The 16952-nt window shown below is 63.6% G+C and carries 23 protein-coding genes and 1 tRNA gene; 13 read left to right on the top strand and 11 right to left on the bottom strand.

Annotated elements, in window-relative coordinates; genetic code table 11:
* The first annotated feature begins 188 nt into the window (after positions 1-188).
* From S58_RS30265 to S58_RS38735, 3 genes are all read left to right on the top strand, one after another.
* Positions 189-650 carry a MaoC family dehydratase gene (locus tag S58_RS30265; RefSeq protein WP_015669239.1) on the top strand — a complete coding sequence of 154 codons (462 nt, stop codon included), beginning with the start codon at positions 189-191 and terminating at the stop codon, positions 648-650.
* Complete coding sequence (locus S58_RS30260; RefSeq protein WP_015669238.1) at positions 650-1129, top strand: MaoC family dehydratase; 480 nt, start codon at positions 650-652, stop codon at positions 1127-1129. Before S58_RS30265 ends, S58_RS30260 begins: the two co-directional genes overlap by 1 nt.
* Before the next feature lie 115 nt (positions 1130-1244).
* Positions 1245-1388, top strand: coding sequence for a hypothetical protein (locus S58_RS38735; protein WP_042340316.1), 144 nt, complete (start codon positions 1245-1247; stop codon positions 1386-1388).
* A 53-nt stretch (positions 1389-1441) separates the two neighbouring features.
* Here S58_RS38735 and S58_RS38730 read toward each other — a convergent pair whose 3' ends face one another.
* The 6 genes from S58_RS38730 to S58_RS30230 all read right to left on the bottom strand — a co-directional run bounded on the left by S58_RS38730 (position 1442) and on the right by S58_RS30230 (position 4837).
* Positions 1442-1579: a hypothetical protein gene (locus S58_RS38730; RefSeq protein ID WP_173424440.1), complete on the bottom strand. Its 138-nt coding sequence runs from the start codon at positions 1577-1579 to the stop codon at positions 1442-1444.
* A 155-nt stretch (positions 1580-1734) separates the two neighbouring features.
* Complete coding sequence (locus S58_RS30250) at positions 1735-2148, bottom strand: hypothetical protein (RefSeq protein ID WP_015669236.1); 414 nt, start codon at positions 2146-2148, stop codon at positions 1735-1737.
* 152 nt (positions 2149-2300) lie between these two features.
* Complete coding sequence (locus S58_RS30245; protein ID WP_015669235.1) at positions 2301-3233, bottom strand: hypothetical protein; 933 nt, start codon at positions 3231-3233, stop codon at positions 2301-2303.
* A 133-nt stretch (positions 3234-3366) separates the two neighbouring features.
* Positions 3367-3807, bottom strand: coding sequence for a nuclear transport factor 2 family protein (locus tag S58_RS30240; protein ID WP_015669234.1), 441 nt, complete (start codon positions 3805-3807; stop codon positions 3367-3369).
* Between the two features lie 184 nt (positions 3808-3991).
* A complete protein-coding gene (locus tag S58_RS30235) occupies positions 3992-4267 on the bottom strand; it encodes a hypothetical protein (protein ID WP_015669233.1) in 276 nt (91 codons plus the stop codon).
* Positions 4268-4390: 123 nt separating this feature from the next.
* Positions 4391-4837, bottom strand: a complete 447-nt coding sequence (locus S58_RS30230; protein WP_015669232.1) for a nuclear transport factor 2 family protein — start codon at positions 4835-4837, stop codon at positions 4391-4393.
* 271 nt (positions 4838-5108) lie between these two features.
* Between S58_RS30230 and S58_RS30225 the strand changes: the two genes are divergently transcribed.
* The 3 genes from S58_RS30225 to S58_RS30215 all read left to right on the top strand — a co-directional run bounded on the left by S58_RS30225 (position 5109) and on the right by S58_RS30215 (position 7964).
* Positions 5109-5339 (top strand): hypothetical protein, encoded by a 231-nt coding sequence (locus S58_RS30225; protein WP_015669231.1) that lies wholly within the window; start codon positions 5109-5111, stop codon positions 5337-5339.
* Between the two features lie 151 nt (positions 5340-5490).
* A complete protein-coding gene (locus tag S58_RS30220; RefSeq protein WP_015669230.1) occupies positions 5491-5883 on the top strand; it encodes a hypothetical protein in 393 nt (130 codons plus the stop codon).
* Positions 5884-6818: 935 nt separating this feature from the next.
* Positions 6819-7964, top strand: coding sequence for an alpha/beta fold hydrolase (locus S58_RS30215; RefSeq protein WP_015669229.1), 1146 nt, complete (start codon positions 6819-6821; stop codon positions 7962-7964).
* Here S58_RS30215 and S58_RS39515 read toward each other — a convergent pair.
* On the bottom strand, positions 7928-8431 hold the full coding sequence (locus S58_RS39515) for a hypothetical protein (RefSeq protein ID WP_244440666.1): 504 nt from the start codon (positions 8429-8431) through the stop codon (positions 7928-7930). The genes S58_RS30215 and S58_RS39515 overlap by 37 nt on opposite strands.
* Before the next feature lie 142 nt (positions 8432-8573).
* Here S58_RS39515 and S58_RS37910 point away from each other — a divergent pair, with 142 nt between their 5' ends.
* The 4 genes from S58_RS37910 (at position 8574) to S58_RS30200 (ending at position 10590) form a co-directional block, all read left to right on the top strand.
* The gene (locus tag S58_RS37910) at positions 8574-8999 is read left to right on the top strand and encodes a hypothetical protein (protein ID WP_015669227.1); all 426 of its coding nucleotides are present in this window, start codon (positions 8574-8576) and stop codon (positions 8997-8999) included.
* Positions 8999-9610 (top strand): hypothetical protein, encoded by a 612-nt coding sequence (locus S58_RS30205; RefSeq protein ID WP_015669226.1) that lies wholly within the window; start codon positions 8999-9001, stop codon positions 9608-9610. The genes S58_RS37910 and S58_RS30205 overlap by 1 nt, the downstream gene beginning before the upstream one ends.
* Complete coding sequence (locus S58_RS37905; RefSeq protein WP_015669225.1) at positions 9611-10141, top strand: hypothetical protein; 531 nt, start codon at positions 9611-9613, stop codon at positions 10139-10141. It begins immediately after the preceding gene.
* 371 nt (positions 10142-10512) lie between these two features.
* A tRNA-Met gene (locus S58_RS30200) sits at positions 10513-10590 on the top strand.
* Between the two features lie 207 nt (positions 10591-10797).
* Here the strand turns inward: S58_RS30200 and uvrB are convergent.
* Positions 10798-14103 carry an excinuclease ABC subunit UvrB gene (uvrB, locus tag S58_RS30195; RefSeq protein ID WP_015669224.1) on the bottom strand — a complete coding sequence of 1102 codons (3306 nt, stop codon included), beginning with the start codon at positions 14101-14103 and terminating at the stop codon, positions 10798-10800.
* Between the two features lie 29 nt (positions 14104-14132).
* Between uvrB and S58_RS38230 the strand changes: the two genes are divergently transcribed.
* On the top strand, positions 14133-14273 hold the full coding sequence (locus tag S58_RS38230; RefSeq protein WP_160167618.1) for a hypothetical protein: 141 nt from the start codon (positions 14133-14135) through the stop codon (positions 14271-14273).
* 5 nt (positions 14274-14278) lie between these two features.
* Here the strand turns inward: S58_RS38230 and S58_RS30190 are convergent, their stop codons facing one another.
* The 3 genes from S58_RS30190 to S58_RS30180 all read right to left on the bottom strand — a co-directional run bounded on the left by S58_RS30190 (position 14279) and on the right by S58_RS30180 (position 15848).
* Positions 14279-14461, bottom strand: coding sequence for a hypothetical protein (locus S58_RS30190; protein WP_015669223.1), 183 nt, complete (start codon positions 14459-14461; stop codon positions 14279-14281).
* A gap of 184 nt (positions 14462-14645) precedes the next feature.
* The gene (locus S58_RS30185) at positions 14646-14858 is read right to left on the bottom strand and encodes a hypothetical protein (RefSeq protein WP_015669222.1); all 213 of its coding nucleotides are present in this window, start codon (positions 14856-14858) and stop codon (positions 14646-14648) included.
* Positions 14859-14924: 66 nt separating this feature from the next.
* Positions 14925-15848: a LysR substrate-binding domain-containing protein gene (locus S58_RS30180; protein WP_015669221.1), complete on the bottom strand. Its 924-nt coding sequence runs from the start codon at positions 15846-15848 to the stop codon at positions 14925-14927.
* 91 nt (positions 15849-15939) lie between these two features.
* Here S58_RS30180 and S58_RS30175 point away from each other — a divergent pair, with 91 nt between their 5' ends.
* Together S58_RS30175 and S58_RS30170 are read left to right on the top strand one after the other, a co-directional pair.
* Positions 15940-16704 carry a sulfite exporter TauE/SafE family protein gene (locus S58_RS30175; protein WP_015669220.1) on the top strand — a complete coding sequence of 255 codons (765 nt, stop codon included), beginning with the start codon at positions 15940-15942 and terminating at the stop codon, positions 16702-16704.
* A 7-nt stretch (positions 16705-16711) separates the two neighbouring features.
* On the top strand, positions 16712-16951 hold the full coding sequence (locus S58_RS30170; RefSeq protein WP_015669219.1) for a hypothetical protein: 240 nt from the start codon (positions 16712-16714) through the stop codon (positions 16949-16951).
* Position 16952 lies beyond the last annotated feature (1 nt).

The following is a 16952-nucleotide window of genomic DNA, read 5'->3' as shown; positions in this document are numbered from 1 at the left end:
AGTTCGTCTTTAAGTCGTGCTCGACTCTTCCGCCAGATGACGATCAGGCGCGGCCGATATCGTTCTCAAATGTGGAGCCTTCTGGCACTCTTGTGCGACCGGACCGGGCCTCAGCCATGCGAGCGGCCCGGTTGTGATTGCTGCAAAGTGCGGCCACAATCAGGCTTCTTTCAGCCATTCCCGACCCCATGACCCTCACCTTCGAAGATTTTCCGCAAGGCCCGTTCGGCAGCTTCGGTCCGCGACACGTCTCCCGCGACGAGATCGTCGCTTTCGCGTCTGAGTTTGATCCGCAGCCGATGCACCTGGACGAGCAAGCCGCCCGGCAGTCGATGCTCAGGGGTCTCTCGGGCTCGGGCTGGCATCTCTGCTCGCTGATGATGCGCATGATGTTCGACGGCTTCATCGGACGCACCGCCTCGCTCGGCTCGCCGGGCGTCAACGAGGTCAAATGGCTGTCGCCATTGCGTCCCGGCGACGAACTGATGCTCGATGTCGAGGTGTTGGAGGCGCGGGCGTCGCGGAGCCGCCCGTCGACCGGGATCGTCACCTTCCAATGCAGCGTGCGCAACCAGGCCGGCGAACGACTCTGCGAGATGGTGTCTCCGATCATCGTCGAGCGGCGCGAGACAAGCGGGCAGGTGGGCTGATGCGCTTCTTCGAGGATCTTCAGGTCGGCCAGCGCCGCGAGCTCGGCTCTTACATGTTCACCGCCGAAGAGATCAAACGCTTCGCGCAGCAGTTCGATCCGCAACGCTTTCATCTCGATGAGGAGGAGGGCCGCAACTCGCTGTTCGGCGGACTGGCCGCCTCGGGCTGGCATGTCGGCTCTGTCTGCATGAAGCTGATCGTCGCCGACAATCAGCGGCTCGCGGAGATCGCGCGCTCGCGCGGTGAAGCGATCGCGGTGGGAGGTCCTTCTCCGGGATTTCGCGAGCTGCGCTGGCTCAAGCCGGTACTTGCGGGTGATACGATTACCTTCTCCAGCGAAATCGATTCGCTTCGCGCATCGGCATCGCGTCCGCAGTGGGGCATCCTGCAGGCGCGCAACACCGGCACCAATCAGCGTGGCGAGCTGGTGTTTTCAGTGCTTGCATCAGCCTTCGTGCCGAGACGGAACAACGGTTGAGGCGAAAAGGTCACGCTGCGTAGGATTGTCGGCGCGGAACGAACTTCGCGCTAACGCATTCTGAACCTCGACTCTATAAGACAGCCAATCAGGGATCAGGATGTGGGGGATGAGTATGGCAGATCGTAGCGGTCTGAAGCTCCTCGGCTTTATCTTTGCAAGCGTGACGCTCGCGGTGATGCTCGCGACAGGGATGGTCGTGAAGGGCTACGCCGACGGTTCGTATTCGCTGGAGACGTCGGCCTCGATCAACGAGTGATCGTTTAACTCCTCGTTAACCGGGACGGACGGCACCTTGTCCCTAGAGACGGTCTAGCGGCTCCAGATGAGCACCATGACCGCCATCGCAATCACCAGCAATCCGACGAAGCGGACCATGATGGTCCCGATCCTCTGTGGCTGCGGCCGCAGAGGTATCGGATCGGTGTTTTCCGGACGGATCGTTTCCATCAAAATGACAGCCCCTGACGCAACGTGCCCGCAAAAAGAACGGCACGGGTTGGTCGCGGGGCCGTCACGCGACGTTCAAGGATTCGGCGTCCCAAAGACGAAAACCGCCACGCGATGGCTCGCGTGACGGTCCCGTTTCAGGCTCGAAGGAACGCTCAGCTGCCGCGCAGGCCGTCGGCAGCGCGCTTCCACTGCGTGACGTTCTCGGCAATGGCGCGGGTCGACTTCATCGCCGCCTGGCTGAGCTGGGCATAGCTCGCGATCTCGCGCTGCACGCGCTGACCCTCGGCATGCAGCAATTCGCGCAGGCTCTCGAGCTCGCCGATCAGGTTCTCGATCTCCGACAGCGAGGTGCCGGCGACGCGCTGGATCAGCGTGGTGACGCTGTTGACCGCAGCATCGGCATCGATCGCAGCCTCAGCCGTCGCGGCCGCATTGGGGCGGCGCAGATAGGCGATATCATTACGGACGAAATCACGAATGCCGGCCTCGACTTCGGAGACCGCGGCCAGATCCGTATCCAGCTCGGCTTCAGTTCCTTCGATCTTGTCCGGACGAATGACATTCATCGGCTATTTCCTCATTTCGCGTTCAAACGAGCGCGGTGTCCCCGCACGACGAACTTCTCAAAGCCTATCAGTGCGGCCAAATTGGGCCGCAACGCGGCGAAGTTGCGGCGACCGTTCGATCATTCGTGGCGGTCTGCCGCAATTCGTAACGATTACCAGCTCCGCTTAAACCCCGCCGAGATGCTCTTGCTCGTGCCGCCCTGCGCAGTCTCGCTGACCGAGCCGGAGACGCTCAGGCCATCCGTGAGCTTCTGCTCGGCGCCGACCTTGCGCAGCCATTTGTCGTCGCTCGAGGACAAGGTCTGTCCGGCGGTGACGCTCGTGCCCGTATCCTGGATCGAGAGCTTCGCGGATTGCTCGGTGTCGAAGCTGCGGCTGGTCTTCGGCGCAGCACCAGGGATCGGCACCATGCCCTGCTGGGTGACGTTGTAGCCGTTCTGCAGGGTCAGATTGTAGTGATCGATCGGCACCGCCTTGGTGAGGGTGGTGCCGAGCCGGCTCTGGTCCGAGCCCGGATCGACGCGTGCCTCGATCGCGGTCTTGTCCCAGATCGCGCCGGCGCCCGGGGCGGTGACGGACGCCCAGGCGGAGCCGCCGGATTGTGGGGCGTTGCCGCCGTTCTCGGCCTTCTCCGCCAGCAGTTCGGACATCGTGCTCGGCTGCCGCGCGACCGTCATGTCGGCGCCGACGCGCGCGTCCCAAAACGGCGACACCGACTGCTTGACCGAGACGCCGGAGGCGAGGCTGCCCTTGTTCTGGTTGGACCAGTCGAGCGCGGCAGCCTTCTCGGCGGCCGCCTTGCGCTTCGCTGCCGCCGCTTCGGGGCGATCGAGGAAGGTCGTCTCGTCGATCGCGAGCTGGCTCCAGTCGAGATTGGCGACGTCGACATCCTTCATCGGGTCGGCTGCCGCGGCCTGGTCGTCGGGCTTGTCCTCGTCCTCATCCTGCGGCGCGGGCGCGATCTGCTGCCACGGCACGATCTGCAGCGGCTGCGGCGCCTGGATCAGCGTCTGCGCCTGCGCGGCGGACGCAAAAAGCCCCAGGCCGGCGGTGAAGAACGCCAGCGCGCAACGATACGATGTCATGAGAGCAACCCCCGCCGCCCGAACCTGTGTGCCGGAATATGGTGGAATCTTGGCGCAAAATTATGGCCGCGCCAGTCACGATGTGTTGGGTTGTCGGTGATTGTGACTGCAATCCAACAGCCGATCGGCGGCTTCAGGCGAAGCTGCCGATCCGCGGCAGGTCGATCGGCCGGCCGAGTGTCTGCTCCACCAGATCGAACGTGTCGATCAGGATGCGCAGCCGCGCCAGCTTGCCGGCGCGGAATTGCAGGAATTGCGCGAGCCGCGCCGTGATCGGCTTGTCGGAATCCTGCGCCGTCATGGCGCAGCGGACCATGGTCGCCGCACTGGTCTCGTCGAGCATCAGCGTCTCGCGTTCGAGCCGCCGGATGTGCACGTTGTCCGCGATCTGCCTGACGGCATCGAGCACGGCTTCCTTGCCGTGCCGGGCGCCGAGGAAGGGAAACATGTCGATCGGGCCGTAGATGGCCCAGTCGATCTCGTCGTCGAGAAGCTCGGCGAGCGCGTCGAAATGGCGGTCGTTGATCGCGCGATGCAAGGCGCGCGACAGACGCCAGAGGCTGTGCTCCGTCATCCTGGTCGTGATCCTGATTTGGCGTGCAGGCGGCGCACCAGCCTTCAGGCGACCTCGTCAAATGAGATCGCGCCGGGCACCGGGCCTGACTTTCTGATCTCTCAGATACGCCAATGGAAAGCACGCGCAACGGTTGTTTTTGCATTGCACAAATGCGCACTGCGGCGCGGTTGCGACAACCGGTTCACACACCCTTGATGCCCTGGTGCGGCATCCTCTTGCCGTCGATGGCGAGCTCGTGATCGCGGAAGGCCGCCATCCCGAACAGGGTGGCGCCGCCGAGCCCGCCGATCAGGGCACCGAGCGGCATGAAGGTGAAGAACACCAGCATGCCGGCATAGCCTTCGAACTCGCTGGTGTTGAACAGCTCGATCCAGGCCAGGCCCAGCCCGATTCCAACCGTCGCGCCGCCGACGACGCCCATCACCAGTCCTGCCATCGCCAGGAATGCGATCTTCATGTTTTCAAGCCCCGTATACCCACCCGCTGATGGGGTGCGGAGCCCGACCGCGAGGTTCAATGGGACGAGGCTGAGGCTGGTGACGTTTCCGTGATCGGACGCGCTGGGGCGCGGCGGCTGCGCTCAGGGCCGAGCGGTCCCCGCGATCAGCAGCCGGCTGAGGTCGCATTCGAGCACCTGCTGCACCAGGTCGAACGTGTCCATGATCTCGCGGATGCGGCTGATGCGGCCGTCGCGCAGCGTGTAGAAGGCGGCGAGGTCATATTGCACGATGCGGTCGTTGTCGCGCTTGCGCAGGAAGATGCGCAGATCGACGGCGACCTGGTCGCCTTCGCAGATCATGGTCTTGATCTCATGCCTGACATCGGCATAGCGGCTGCGCGCGGTCTCCCACATCTGTCGCACCTCGGCCTTGCCGTGGCGGCGGCCGAGATGGGGGAAGATGTCGATCGGCGCCGAGGCGAAGTGCTCGAGGTCGTCGTTGCAATGCGACAGCACGCTGTCGAAATCGCCGGCGGCATGGGCTTCGAGCAGTCTGCGCACGCGCTGCTTGTTGATGTGCTCGATCATCCTGTCTCCACTGACGGGAATGCCCGCGTCCGCGCCATGGGTTCTTGCGGAGATCGGCGCGCGACCGTCAATCACCTGCGCTGACATCCTGCTGCAAAATGCGACGGCACGGTGAACGGGAGCTTGGCGACGTCGGGCCGGCACCATCAATTTTCTCAAGCGATAGGTCACGGGCGCGGCCAAAAGGTTCGCCGGGGGCGTCCCGTTGCGCGTGGCGGGAACCGCGTGGTGATGCTGCAGTTAGAGAGCAACATCCTCGCGGAGCTCGATCATGAAGACCATTCTTGCGTTGTCAGTCGCCGCCGTTGCGCTGCTCTCGACCCAGGCCGCCGAGGCCAAGGGCTGCATCAAGGGCGCCATCGTCGGCGGCGTCGCCGGTCACTATGCCGGCCATCACGGCATGCTCGGCGCCGCTGCGGGATGTCTCTACGGCCGTCACCGCGCCAAGGAGCAGGACCGCCAGCAGCAGCAAGGCCAGGTGAACGGGCAGGGCCGGACGTAGCTGATCGTCTGCGTCGTTCGGCCGTGACGTAACGCCGCGTCAGGTTGGTGCGACACTCTTCGTGACCGCCCTCACGGTACGCATCACGGGCGCCGGCTACACCGGAGCGGTCTGGTCCTCGCCGAGGACCACCGCAACCGGATTTCGAGCCATGTCCGCCATCGCCTCTCCCAGCACATCCGCACCGAAGGCGGCGCTGTTCAATTTGCTCGAAGGCATGGCGCTGACCGCGCTGTTCCAGGCCATCCCGACCTATGCCGGCGCTGCGCTGATCCTCAAGCTCGCGCATAGCAGCGCGCTGCAAGGCAGCATCATTGGTTTCGTGACGACGGCAACGATCATCCATGTGCTGATGAGCTCTGCTGCCGGGCCGCGCTATCCGCGTCTGCTCAAGCAGGCCTACACGCCCGTGTTCTACGACGCGACGCTCGGCGTCGCCGACAAGGTGCTGCGCTGGCGCACGCAGCCGGACGGATCGCTGCAGCTGCTGAGCTCGACCGTGATGCTGGCGCTGCTGTCGGTCGCGGCACTCGCGATGGGTTGAGGCGGCGGCGCTGCACCGACAAACACTACTGTCGTCCCGGCCTAGTGCGCAATTGCGCACGCGGCGCCGAGACCCATACCCCCAGGGAGTCGTTTAGGGCAGGGTGCCTATTGGCTTTTTTCCCCTCACGACCGCTGCGGCGTATGGATCCCGGACCGGCGCCACGCCGCGCTACGCGCGTCGCGGCTTGTCCGGGACGACAGCGGAGGGGAGGACGGATTTACGATTCAAACAGCCGAGGGATAGGTCAGGGACATGGCTGCGCAGCCTCGCGGCACGCGATGCCCGAGTGATGTGATCAGTTCGTCCCTCCTGAAATGCAGAGGGCGCAGGGAATGCCGGGTGAAGGCCTCACCCATGGCCCGCCTGCAGAAAAAAATGCAGGCGGCAGGTACCACAGGTGGTGCCGGTCAACCGGCATTCCCTGCGCGACGGTCTTCACGCTTATACGCAGTCTCCCTGGTGCGCCGGGCTTGTTGGCCACCATCGCCACGCGGCACATCAGCGCCATCGCGGCTTGATACCAGCGTCGGGGTATCAGGACGCTGCGACTTCACGTCCGCAAGACATCGTTCGTCGGCGCCTTCGTGAGAAGACGCTGCGATCTCTCGCGGCCATCGCATCCCCACCTCGCGTGTCGTGACGATCGCGCGCAACGCCCCTCTGCGGTGAGGCGGGATGCGGGGATACAATCATGATTTCCGTAAAAGCGCAAGGAATTTATTTTTTTCAGAAGAAATGTGCCTCATGTCCTGGGCTGCCACGGGCAGTCTGGCAGAGCTTGATCGGGCGCCTCGGCCACTACACCCCGAAAGGGGCAAGCAACTTCGCGCGAGCTTGATGCGCTCGACTTGCGGCTCGGCCTGCAGCTCGTATGCTTCGGCGTTCAAACGCGAAGGCGTGCCAAGCGCTTCGATCATGATGGGAGGTTCCACGTGACGACAAGATCGTGCATTGCCTCAATCGCCGCGCTGCTGCTGATCGCCGGCCCGGCCGCCGCCCACACCCCGCAGCAGCCGCCGCACCAGTCCTACGCCGAAGGCGACCTCAAGCTCGAAAGCGGCGAGGTGATCAGGGATTTCGCGATCTCCTACGTCACCCACGGCGAGCTGAACGCGCAGAAGTCCAACGCCATCCTGATGGTGACGGCGATCTCGGGCAATCATCACCGGCTCGACTTCATGATCGGGCCGGGCCGGGCGCTCGACACCAACAAGTATTTTGTCATCTGCACCGATGCGATCGGCAACGGCCTGTCGACCTCGCCGAGCAATTCGAAGGCGCAAGCCCGCATGGCGTTTCCGAAGTTCGCGATCCGCGACATGGTGGAGTCGCAATACCGCCTGCTGAAGGAAAAGCTCGGCATCGACCACGTCGTCGCCGTGGTCGGTCCCTCGATGGGCGGCATGCAGACCCTGCAATGGGGCGTCAGCCATCCCGAGTTCATGGACTCGCTGGTGGCGATAGTGCCGCTGGCGAAGACGCCGGCCTGGTCGGTCGCGGTCATGGAGGCCTCGCGCAAGGCGATCATGAACGATCCGGCCTGGAAGGACGGCAACTACGAGGCGCCGCCGGAGAAGGGCATCCGCCTGTGGCGCGACATCGTCGCCCTGCTCGCGGCGCGCACGCCGGACATGTATGCGGCGCAGTTCAAGAACGGGCTCGACGTGCTGCCCTGGATGGAGCAGCAGGAGACTGCGCTCGTGAAGGCGTTCGACGCCGATGACTGGATCTACCAGACCTGGGCCTATGACAGGCACGACGTCGGCACTACGCCCGGCTTCGACGGCGACACCGCGAAGGCGCTGGCCTCGATCAAGGCCAAGACCCTGATCCTCACCGGCACCAAGGACCTGCTCAATCCCGAGTTCGAGCCGATCGAGAGCGCGAAGACCATTCCCGACGTGACCATCAAGACGATCTCCCCCGGCAGCGTCACCGGGCATGCCGCGGCGTCGGGGCTGTTTCCGGCGGATGTGGAGTTTTTGAACCGGGAGGTCGGTGCGTTTCTGGATGGTGTCGCCGAAAGCGGCAAGCGGCTTCACTATGATGCACGGGCGCCGAAGGGGCGGGCGTATTGAGGCCGGAGAGAAGCGAGCATGATCCATGGCAGTTGCCTGTGCGGCCGCGTCAAATACAGGATTAATGGGGCGCTGTCCCGTGCGCTCAACTGCCACTGTTCGATGTGTCGCAAGGCGCAGGGCGCGGCGTTTCGAAGCCGCGCCAGTGTGAAGGCCTTGGAGTTCGAATGGCTCCAGGGATTGATCAGCAAGCCGTCATCGGCGCGGCGCGCAAGCTGGCGGTTGATGAGGCTGCGAGCGGCAACATCGGCACACGGTTGAATCCGCAGGCCGTGACGTGGCTCAATCAGCAGAGATGGGATGATCATGCGGCGGTCGCTGTTGCGCTGGGTGCTCTGGCTGACGAGGCTGAGCACCTTGATGTCGCTGTGCGGATGTTCGCTCGGATCGGCCGGTGGTCTTGCTGGGCTGGTCTTGGACCCGGAATGATCGGCTGCCGTGCGTCGGCCGGATTGCCGGCGCGGCACGGGCTTTCACGTGAAGGGTGGAAATTGCCGGCGGTTTCGGCTGCGGCGTGGGGGCGGAATGTTGGTTCTGGATTGACGCAGATCAACTTTCGATTGCGTGGAAGTCTTAATAGTATCTGCCTTTGCGAGAAGGGAGAAGAGCATGATCAAGTACCAACTCGTCGCTATCGCGGCGCTTTGCTGCTGCGGCTCAGGTGCTTTTGCCCTTGACGGGTCGGAACTCTCCTCCCTGACCAATACTGTTCGAGAGATGTGTGTTCATCCAGATCGCGTTGGCGACTACCTAAAGACGGAGGGAGAAGTCAAGGTTGGCGCACCAGTGCTAATCAAAATCATCAACGCCGATCTTTCTGGCAAAATCGATTATGAAAAGTGGCGAGGTATCTCGATCACGGCCGACAAGTACAAAACAGATCCGCGCCAGTGCTCAATCGAAATACTGAAGATCTTGATGCCAGAGCTTCATTCCGGAAGGCAAGGCAATGTTACCCAGTCAACAGATGGGCCTTGTAGCCCTGCAATTGCCAACGTGGGCGGCAACGTTACGGTTAAAGGCGATTGCAAATAATGTCCAACTTTAAGTGGCCTTGGCGCATCGTCTTAGTTGTCGTCGCCTTCGCTCCCGCGAGAGCGCAAGAGCAGAAGACATTGGGGGCCTGTAGCCCGGCAATTGCTAGCGTTCAGGGCGATGTGTCGGTTACATGTATAACCGGAGATCGACGAATTCGTATAGCTAAGTACTTAGGCGAGATTGACGCGGACAAAGGTCTCAAGCTTGGCTCATTCTTGGAGGCCAATTGTGGTCACATCGTTCATGTGCATGCTTGGGCAGGTGCCCTCGGCAAAGGGCAACGATACTCCGCCGGCCGTGATTTCGCGTATCTCGAGCTTGAACGCAAATCCCATGAAGCACAGTGCGTCCGGCTGGATAAGCCGGACGTTAGTGATGACTGTCTATCGATGGACGTCGATTTCACTAATGAAAATGGTGCAGTCAAGACTGCCAATAGATATCATGGCTCGTGGGTATACGAAGGGTACTATATTGTTTCATGCAATGGCATTTTCACTGGAACTCAATCGGTCACCCTGCGTCAGGTCGATGATAAGGAGGTCTTGCTGTCGGACAAGTACGACACGAACGTCGATCCGAACGCAACAATCATGCATGGCAAATAGATGTCCAATTTTAGCTGGCTCTGGTGCATTGCCCTAGTTGCCAGCGCGCTCGCTCCCGCTAAGGCGCAAGACCAGAAGACATTAGGGCCTTGCAGCCCAGCGATTGGGGGCGTTCAGGGCAATGTGTCAGTAACGTGTCTGACGGACGCTCATCGAATTCGAATAGCTAAGCTTGTTGCAAGAATAGAATGCGATGAAAACCGCTGCGACGTGCGGGAGCTTAAGAAGTTTATTGAAGCAAATTGCGAGCGAGTAGTTTCTCTCGATGTTTCAATTTACAAGCTTGGCCACTCTAAGATTTACAGTGAAAAATTTGGAAACTTCCTATCGCTGCCACGTCTCGCCATCACATTTGATGAAGATCGTCAGAGGGTAAAATTCCAATCAAATTCTCTTTTTAACTTCTACGGATATTACTTTCTTGTCTGTCAATACAACCTGGATAATACCTTTAGCGAAGGAGGCGCAATCCATCTAACGTGGATTGATAGGAGGGACATAGCGCTTTCAGACAAGTATGAGACGAGATGATGCCGGGCCAATCAGGAGTCTGAGATTTCCGGCGAGACTGCGATTGCTCGAAGTGAGGAGTTCCTCGTGTTCGCGAACGCGCCGTGTTCGCCGCCGACGCCGCTGCGGTCCCGGCATCGACCGGGGATCTTCGTTTGCCATATGCCATAGAGGGTAAGTCGAATATCCCCCACTGGCCCATTTGAGACGCTCGCGACGGAGCTGAAAATCTAGGCTCACGGGCCTGAGCTGCCATCGTGGCTTGCGGGCCTCATCGGCCTATCCAGAGGCTAGTGATCCTGCGCCGCCCCTCAATATTGTCCCGGTTATTCCGGTTACTGACAGGTTCGATCCATTGAGCCGTCCGAGCGCTTCGCGTTTGTCTCGTAACGCGCGGGGTGGAGCAGTTCGGACAACTCGGGGCGTTCATGCCGCCTAGGTCGCCGGTTCAACTCCGGCTCCCGCAGCCAATTCGCTCAATGCGGGCTCGGGATGACTGTTGCGGAGGATCTCAAGGCGTGGCTCGCGGATGTGCCTGACGATCTTCCGCAGTTTCGCAAGGGCCGGGTGATGTGCCGCTTAAATCGGGTGAGTCATGGAATGGTGCGGGCCTCATGTCGTTGCGGACGCTTGCTCATGATCGTCAGTGCAGTCCATTGTCTGAATACATACTGATCTCACCGCTTCTTCCACCCACCCCGCTTCCCCGGGGCGCCGCCGGTCGAGCGCGGGGCGGGGCCGAATTCGGGGCCGGACTCGCGCGAGTTGGTTGGCTGGATGATGCGGCTGCTGCTGCCGAAGGGCTTTTCGGGCAGTGCGCGGTTGGGGCGGTAGGGCAGAGACTCCGGGCCGTGCATCTCGTCGAGATGGGGCTTGTGGACCTTTGAGCCGGTGTTCACCTCACGACCGCTGGGACTCGTGGACCCCCCACCCCGACCCTCCCCCGCAAGGGGGGAGGGAGAAGAGGCAGCGCCTTCGTGGCGCGAGGCGCCACCGATGATGTCGTCTATCGTCGGCCGCAGAGGGTCTCGTTCTCGAGACTTTGCTCGCCCGCCACCGCCGCGGCCCTTCAGCGCCGTGGTCGGCAGATTGGCGGCGTCGCCGTATTTCTTGGTGCCGGCGTAGGCGCCGGCCTTGCCTTGGACGGTGCGCTGCTTGGCGGTGGGGTCGTCGACGACGGCGAGTTCGGTGGCGCGGAGGCGCTTGACCTCGTCGCGGAGGCGGGCGGCTTCCTCGAAGTTCAAATCGGCGGCGGCTTCGCGCATGCGGGTTTCGAGGTCGGCCAGCACCGTCTCGAAATTATGCCCGATCGAGATCGCGTCGTCGGTCGCGGTGCCGCTGCCGGTCTCGATCAGGACGTGGTCGCGCTCGTAGACCGAGTTGAGGATGTCGCCGATCGACTTCTTGACGCTCTCCGGCGTGATGCCGTTGAGGGTGTTGTACTCGACCTGCTTCTCGCGGCGGCGGTTGGTCTCGGCGATGGCGCGCTCCATTGAGCCGGTCATCTGGTCGGCGTAGAGGATCACCTTGCCGTCGACGTTGCGCGCGGCGCGGCCGATGGTCTGGATGAGTGACGTTTCACTGCGCAAAAAGCCTTCCTTGTCGGCGTCGAGGATGGCGACCAGCGCGCATTCGGGAATGTCGAGGCCCTCGCGCAGCAGGTTGATGCCGACCAGCGCGTCGAACGCGCCGAGGCGGAGATCCCGGATGATCTCGATGCGCTCGATGGTGTCGATGTCCGAGTGCATGTAGCGGACGCGGATGCCCTGCTCGTGCAGATATTCGGTGAGGTCCTCGGCCATGCGCTTGGTCAGCACCGTGATCAGCGAGCGATAGCCGGCCTGCGCGGTGGCGCGGACCTCGCCGAGGAGATCGTCGACCTGGGTGCGCGCGGGGCGGATGTTGACGGGAGGATCAATAAGCCCGGTCGGGCGGATGACCTGTTCGACGAACACGCCGCCGGCCTCGTTGATCTCCCAGCCGCTCGGGGTCGCCGACACCGCGACCGTCTGCGGCCGCATCATGTCCCACTCCTCGAACCGCAGCGGGCGGTTGTCCATGCAGGACGGCAGGCGGAAGCCGTATTCGGCGAGCGTTGCCTTGCGGCGGAAGTCGCCGCGGAACATGCCGCCGATCTGCGGCACCGTAACGTGGCTCTCGTCGGCGAACACCAGCGCGTTGTCGGGGACGTATTCGAACAGGGTCGGCGGCGGTTCGCCGGGCAGGCGTCCGGTGAGATAGCGCGAGTAGTTCTCGATGCCGGCGCAACTGCCGGTCGCCTCCATCATCTCGATGTCGAAGGTGGTGCGCTGTTCCAGCCGCTGCGCCTCCAGCAGGCGTCCTTGCGCATGCAGCTGGTCGAGCCGCATCTTCAGCTCGGCCTTGATCGACTTCATCGCCTGCACCAAAGTCGGGCGCGGCGTAACGTAGTGCGAATTGGCGTAGACCTTGATGAATTCGAGCTCGTCCTGCTTGTGGCCGGTGAGCGGATCGAACTCCTCGATGTTCTCGACGCTGTCGCCGAACAGGTTCACGCGCCAGGCGCGGTCCTCATAGTGCGCCGGGAAGATGTCGATGACGTCGCCCCTGACGCGGAAGGTGCCGCGCGTAAAATCGTGCTGGGTGCGCTTGTATTGCAGGGCGACGAGGTCGGCGATCAGCTGGCGCTGATCGATGCGCTCGCCCTTCTTCAGCGCGAAGGTCATCGCGGTGTAGGTCTCGACCGAGCCGATACCGTAGATGCAGGAGACGGAGGCGACGATGATGACGTCGTCGCGCTCGAGCAACGCGCGCGTCGCCGAATGGCGCATGCGGTCGATCTGCTCGTTGATCGAGGAATCCTTCTCGATATAGGTGTCGGTGCGCGGGACGTAGGCCTCCGGCTGGTAGTAGTCGTAATAGGAGACGAAGTACTCGACCGCGTTGTCGGGGAAGAAGCTCTTGAACTCGCCGTAGAGCTGCGCGGCCAGCGTCTTGTTCGGCGCGAGAATGATGGCCGGGCGCTGCGTCGCCTCGATCACCTTGGCCATGGTGTAGGTCTTGCCGGAGCCGGTGACGCCGAGCAGCACCTGGGTGCGGTCGTTGCGCGCGATGCCCTCGACCAGCTCCTTGATCGCCTGCGGCTGGTCGCCCTTCGGCTCATAGGCCGACTTGATCTCGAAGCGGACGCCGCCTTCCGATTTCTCCGGGCGCGGCGGCCGGTGCGGGGTCCACACCCGCAAGCTGCCGTCGTCCTTGCGGAACTCGGGGCGGCCCTCGCGGATCAGCGACTCCAGCGCTTCCGCCGTGGCCTTGACCCCGAGCGCCTCCATCTTGTTGCGCGGCGGACGGGCGAGGGCCTCGTCGTCGTCCTCGGCGGTGGGCAGGCCGAGCTGGCGCGCGAGTTCCGGATCGAGCGTCGGGATGGTGGCTGTCGTGCCGTAATTGGCCTGCGGGGCCTCGGAGAGGCCGGGGTGGGTCGCGGCGTCATCCTCCACGAGCGGCTGGTGCGGATGAGAGAGGCCCCCACCCTGACCCTCCCCCGCAAGCGGGGGAGGGGACGCGGGTTGCGCAGCTATCGCTTCAGAACTGCTGCCTTCGCCCGGCTCTTGCCGCCGGGAGCCCTCCCCCGCCTGCGGTGGAGGGTTGGGTGGGGGCACGCCACGGGTGTCGCTGGTGGATGTTTTGCGAACCCCCGCCGGCTGCGGATTCGGCCGCAGCGGCATCGGGCGATCGGACGTGTCGCGGGCGGCAACATCCTGGCTCTTGCCCTTCGTCGACGCGCGCGCGCGATGGGCGGCGGCTTCGCCGCCGGCGCGGCGGTCCCAGGAATTGTCGGGCGGAGGCTTCAGTCCGGTCGAGGAACCGATGCCGCTCTCGCCGCGGTTGATGGCGGGATTGAGCAGCTCGGCGAGCGCCGGTCCGATCGGCTGGACGTCGGGCCGGTGCGCTTTGGATTTCGGAGTTCGGCCGGGCTTTTTGGGGGTGTCGGGGGTCTTCGCCATGGCCCGAATATGGGGCCGGAGCCGCCGACATGAAAGAGCGATCGCGCGTCGTCACCAGCCCTGCTGACAGCATGGTGGCAGCAGCGCCGTCGTGGAAAATCGCCCGCGGAGCAGCGGGGCGCGACGACGATCTCTCGCCGCGTCGCGCCGCCACGGCCGCGTCGCCGTGAGTCTGTCAATGCCGGGTCGGCGGATCGACGATGTCCAGATGCACGCCATGACAGGCGACGCATTGCAGGGCCCAATACTCAGAGCCGCCGCGACCGTTGATGACGCTGAGGATGCTCAGTTCCGCATCGCAGTCCGGGCATCGCGTGCGAACCGAATAGGTGAGGTGTTTGACGGCAGGCTCAGCCATGAATTGCAGTCCGCATTACGAATACACTCGGCATTTCGAATTGGCGTTGTGAATGCTGGCTTGGAACCAGATGGCGCGGGGGTGGATTCTCGGGGACTTCACTCTCGGAGATTGTTCCACGCTGCGCTATCCGTCTTTTCCCGGGGGTCGTTCGATATCCTCCGTTGGCTGCAAAAGCGCCGCACTACCCCCAACGTTTCCGGAACCGGTCGATGTGGCTCTTGGCATCGGCGATCGCCATGTCGGCATTCGACCAGGCGAAGCCGACTTCGAGAGAGGGAAACGAAACACCATTGATCACCACTGGAGTCATGTCCGCGCGGCGGATCCGCGCGTGCCATAAGCCTTTTCCTGCTTCGAACGGCTCGATGGCAAAGTCCTCGTACAAGTACGTCATTGCGCAGTCCTGGATGTCCCGAACGGCAATGACAGCATGAATTCGTCTGTTCACTTGTGAATGGGTTCACATGGTGGCGTCTTTTTTGATGGAATCTCTTCGCTGCGAATTTCGTGTCGCGGACTGCGCCGCTGCGCGCATGATCCAGCGCCGAAATGCGGTGAAATCGCGCTGTCCGGCCTGGAAGCTGCGATAGACCAGATACCAGCGCTCGCCTTTTGGGACGGTCAGCGCGAACGGTGCAACCAATCGTCCCGCCGCGAGGTCGTCATCGATGTAGGGGCGAATGCCCATCGCGACGCCGAGCCCGTCGATCGCGGCCTGCAGCGCATGGCCGTAGTACTGGAACTCGGTGCCGCGCGCGGTCACCCGGGTGACGCCGGCGGTCTTCAGCCACAGCGGCCAGTCCTCGGCGGCGTGAGATACCCGCAGCAGGGTCGGGCCCTTCAGATCGCTCGGCCGCTTCAAGGTCGCGGCCAGCCGCGGCGTGCACACCGGCACGAGGTCGGCGGCGAACAGCGGCTCGGCCACCAGACCCGGCCATGCGCCATCGCCGAGCCGGATGCCGCAGCTCCAATCGTCGCCGAACGGCACCGCCGCGCCGCCGGTGGTGATGCGCACCTCGATGTCGGGCTCCACGGTGCTGAAATCGGCGAGCCGCGGGATCAGCCATTTCATCGCGAAGGTCGGTCCGACGCCGAGCGTCAGCACGCGCATCGAGGACGGCGCCATGATCTGCGCGGTCAGGCTCGACAGCGCGTCGAAGATTGGCGTCAGCCCGCTCTGATAGGCGCGGCCGGCCGCGGTCAGCGCCAGCCGGTTGGCCTTGCGCTCGAACAGCACCACGCCGAGCCGCTGCTCGAGCAGATTGACCATGCGGCTGATCGCGGCCGCGGACACGTTGAGCTCGCTGCCTGCCGCGGCGAAGCTGCCGCTGCGGGCCGCCGCCTCGAATGCCTTGATGCCGTTGAGGAACAGAAGCCGCCGCATGCGGGCCCTCAGGAAAACTGATGGAGGGCAAGATAACTCGGTTTGTGCCGCCGCCGCCAGTGCGACAAATTGCATGCAAAGGAGACCAGCCATGACACCCGTCCTGATTGCAGCGCTCGGATTGCTGATGGTCGCGACGGCGTTCCTGTCCGGGCTGTTCGGCATGGCCGGCGGGCTGATCCTGATCGGCGTGCTGCTCGCGATCATGCCGCTGCCGGCGGCGATGGTGCTGCACGCGATCACGCAGATGGCCTCCAATGGCTGGCGCGCGGTGCTGTGGCGGCGGCACATCCGCTGGCGGCCGGTCGCGGTGTATCTCGTCGGTTGCGCGCTGGCGCTCGGCCTGTGGTCGCTGATCCGCTATGTGCCGGATACGCCGGTGGCGCTGCTGATGCTCGGCGTCACGCCGTTCATGGCGCGGCTGATGCCGGCCGGTCTCAAGCCCGATCCGGACAGCGTCTGGCAGGGTGCGATCTACGGCACGATCTGCATGGGGCTGATGCTGATGACCGGCGTCTCGAGCCCGCTGCTCGATACGTTCTTCCTCGGCGCGCGGTTCGACCGCCGGTCGATCGTCGCCACCAAGGCGACATGCCAGGTCGCGAGCCATCTCACCAAGCTGATCTATTTCGGCGGCATCATCGACCAGGCCGCGAGCCTCGATCCCGCGCTCGCGCTCGTGGCGGTCGCGGCCTCCATGCTCGGCACGACGCTGGCGCGGCGGCTGCTGGAGGCGATGAGCGAGCAGCAGTTCCGCACCTGGGCCAACCGCATCATCACTGCGGTGGCGAGCTACTACATCCTCTATGGCGGCTGGCTGGTGCTGGCCGCGCGGACGTCGGCGGCGGCAGAATGAGGTGACCATGGCCGTATCAGCAGATCCCCTGGTGCTGGACTTCGTCGAATGGGTCGCGCGCGAGCCGCGCAGCCATGCCGAGGTGCTCGCAACCTGGAAGACGTCGTGCCCGCGGCTCACGATCTGGGAGGACGCGGTCGATCTCGGCTATGTCGCGCGGGCGATGATCGCCGACGTCGGCGCCGCGATCGTGGTGACGCCAGCGGGCACGCAGCTCCTGCGCGACAATGGCCGCGTGGTCAGCTAAG

The sequence above is a fragment of the Bradyrhizobium oligotrophicum S58 genome (assembly GCF_000344805.1).
GTDB lineage: Bacteria > Pseudomonadota > Alphaproteobacteria > Rhizobiales > Xanthobacteraceae > Bradyrhizobium > Bradyrhizobium oligotrophicum.
This window is presented reverse-complemented; position numbering and strand designations above follow the sequence as displayed.

Coding starts and splice junctions, on each gene's coding strand:
- S58_RS30265 (WP_015669239.1), top strand. CDS start 189: ATGACCCTCACCTTCGAAGATTTTCCGCAAGGCCCGTTCGGCAGCTTC.
- S58_RS30260 (WP_015669238.1), top strand. CDS start 650: ATGCGCTTCTTCGAGGATCTTCAGGTCGGCCAGCGCCGCGAGCTCGGC.
- S58_RS38735 (WP_042340316.1), top strand. CDS start 1,245: ATGGCAGATCGTAGCGGTCTGAAGCTCCTCGGCTTTATCTTTGCAAGC.
- S58_RS38730 (WP_173424440.1), bottom strand. CDS start 1,579: ATGGAAACGATCCGTCCGGAAAACACCGATCCGATACCTCTGCGGCCG.
- S58_RS30250 (WP_015669236.1), bottom strand. CDS start 2,148: ATGAATGTCATTCGTCCGGACAAGATCGAAGGAACTGAAGCCGAGCTG.
- S58_RS30245 (WP_015669235.1), bottom strand. CDS start 3,233: ATGACATCGTATCGTTGCGCGCTGGCGTTCTTCACCGCCGGCCTGGGG.
- S58_RS30240 (WP_015669234.1), bottom strand. CDS start 3,807: ATGACGGAGCACAGCCTCTGGCGTCTGTCGCGCGCCTTGCATCGCGCG.
- S58_RS30235 (WP_015669233.1), bottom strand. CDS start 4,267: ATGAAGATCGCATTCCTGGCGATGGCAGGACTGGTGATGGGCGTCGTC.
- S58_RS30230 (WP_015669232.1), bottom strand. CDS start 4,837: ATGATCGAGCACATCAACAAGCAGCGCGTGCGCAGACTGCTCGAAGCC.
- S58_RS30225 (WP_015669231.1), top strand. CDS start 5,109: ATGAAGACCATTCTTGCGTTGTCAGTCGCCGCCGTTGCGCTGCTCTCG.
- S58_RS30220 (WP_015669230.1), top strand. CDS start 5,491: ATGTCCGCCATCGCCTCTCCCAGCACATCCGCACCGAAGGCGGCGCTG.
- S58_RS37910 (WP_015669227.1), top strand. CDS start 8,574: ATGATCAAGTACCAACTCGTCGCTATCGCGGCGCTTTGCTGCTGCGGC.
- S58_RS30205 (WP_015669226.1), top strand. CDS start 8,999: ATGTCCAACTTTAAGTGGCCTTGGCGCATCGTCTTAGTTGTCGTCGCC.
- S58_RS37905 (WP_015669225.1), top strand. CDS start 9,611: ATGTCCAATTTTAGCTGGCTCTGGTGCATTGCCCTAGTTGCCAGCGCG.
- uvrB (WP_015669224.1), bottom strand. CDS start 14,103: ATGGCGAAGACCCCCGACACCCCCAAAAAGCCCGGCCGAACTCCGAAA.
- S58_RS38230 (WP_160167618.1), top strand. CDS start 14,133: ATGAAAGAGCGATCGCGCGTCGTCACCAGCCCTGCTGACAGCATGGTG.
- S58_RS30190 (WP_015669223.1), bottom strand. CDS start 14,461: ATGGCTGAGCCTGCCGTCAAACACCTCACCTATTCGGTTCGCACGCGA.
- S58_RS30185 (WP_015669222.1), bottom strand. CDS start 14,858: ATGACGTACTTGTACGAGGACTTTGCCATCGAGCCGTTCGAAGCAGGA.
- S58_RS30180 (WP_015669221.1), bottom strand. CDS start 15,848: ATGCGGCGGCTTCTGTTCCTCAACGGCATCAAGGCATTCGAGGCGGCG.
- S58_RS30175 (WP_015669220.1), top strand. CDS start 15,940: ATGACACCCGTCCTGATTGCAGCGCTCGGATTGCTGATGGTCGCGACG.
- S58_RS30170 (WP_015669219.1), top strand. CDS start 16,712: ATGGCCGTATCAGCAGATCCCCTGGTGCTGGACTTCGTCGAATGGGTC.